1 protein-coding gene is annotated in these 1,654 nt (G+C 58.9%); it reads right to left on the bottom strand.

What is annotated here, in order from left to right; all coding sequences use genetic code 11:
• Positions 1 to 1,654: non-ribosomal peptide synthetase (locus ACWF6P_RS31755; RefSeq protein ID WP_452623697.1), on the bottom strand; the 1,654-nt coding region annotated here is incomplete at both ends.

Here is a 1,654-nt window from a genome sequence, read left to right as displayed (position 1 = left end):
CGTGTCGCGATCAGCGAATTACCACCCAAAGCAAAGAAATCATCATCAAGACCCACCCGATCCACACCCAGCAGATCCGCAAACACCGACGCAACAATCTCCTCCACCGGCGTCACCGGAGCCCGGAACTCAGCCTTCTCGAACACCGGATCCGGCAACAACTTCCGATCGATCTTGCCGTTGATATTAAGAGGGAACTCCTCGAGCACCAGAATATGCGACGGCACCATATACGAGGGCAGACCCGCCGACAACACCTCACGAACAACGTCGACATCAACGTCGGACCCGGACGAAGCAGTGACATACGCAACCAACATCTCACCAGCGTGCGCACCCTCGTGCACCACAGCCACCGCCTGACCCACCGAATCAACAGCAACCAACGCCGCCTCGATCTCACCGAGCTCGATCCGGAAACCACGCAACTTCACCTGGAAATCGCTGCGCCCCACGTACTCCAACTCACCCGAACGATTCCACGACACCACATCGCCCGTGCGATACATCCGCGAACCCACGGCGCCGTACGGATTGGCGACGAAACGCTCCGCCGACAGATCCACCCGGCCGTGATACCCACGAGCCAACTGCACACCCGACAGATACAACTCACCCGCAACACCCACCGGAACCGGATGCAACCGCGAATCCAACACCAACAGCTGCGTATTCCACTCCGCCGACCCGATCGACACCGACGACACATCACCATCGGACACCTCATGCGAGGTCACCGACACCGCCGCCTCCGTCGGACCATACAAATTGAACAACCGCACACCAGGATTCGCCACACGCACACGCCGCGCCAGATCAGCAGGCAACGCCTCGCCGATCGCCAACACCTGACGAAGCCCCGACGGAAGAACGCCACCACCAGTAGCCGCCAACGCCTCCAACATCGACGGCACCACATGCAACGTCGACACACCCGACACAGCCATCACATCGAGCAGATACTGCGGATCCTGCTGACCGCCGACCTTCGCAATCACCAACCGCGCACCCGAAACCAACGCAGACCAAAACTCCCACACCGACAAATCGAACGTCGACGCAGTCTTGAGCAACACCGCATCATCCTGATCAAGACCGAAAGCCTCACGCTTCCAACGCAACTGATTCACCACAGCCGCATGCGAAACCGCCACACCCTTCGGCCGACCCGTCGAACCCGACGTGAAAATCACATACGCCGTATTCTCCGCCCGCAACGACGAAACACGATCCACATCCGAAACAGGAGCATCCGAAAAACCAGACACATCGACAACATCAACCTCGACCACCGGCACCACACCAGCATCGAAACCAACATCAGAAGTACTGACCACACACACCGGAGCAGCAGCCTCGAGAATGAACGCCGTACGATCCGCCGGTTGATCCGGATCCACCGGAACATACCCACCACCAGCCTTGGCGACCGCATACATCCCCACCAACAAATCCACACCACGACGAACAACCAACGCCACCAACGACTCCGGCCCCACACCCACCGAAATCAAATACCGCGCAAAACGATTCACCCGCGCATCGAACTCACCATACGACAACTCGACACCACCACACACCAACGCGACACGATCCGCACCACGAACCACCTGCTCGTCGAACAAATCCACCAACGTCCCCGAAACACCAGCGC

This window comes from Rhodococcus sp. NPDC055024, from assembly GCF_053608585.1.
This window is presented reverse-complemented; position numbering and strand designations above follow the sequence as displayed.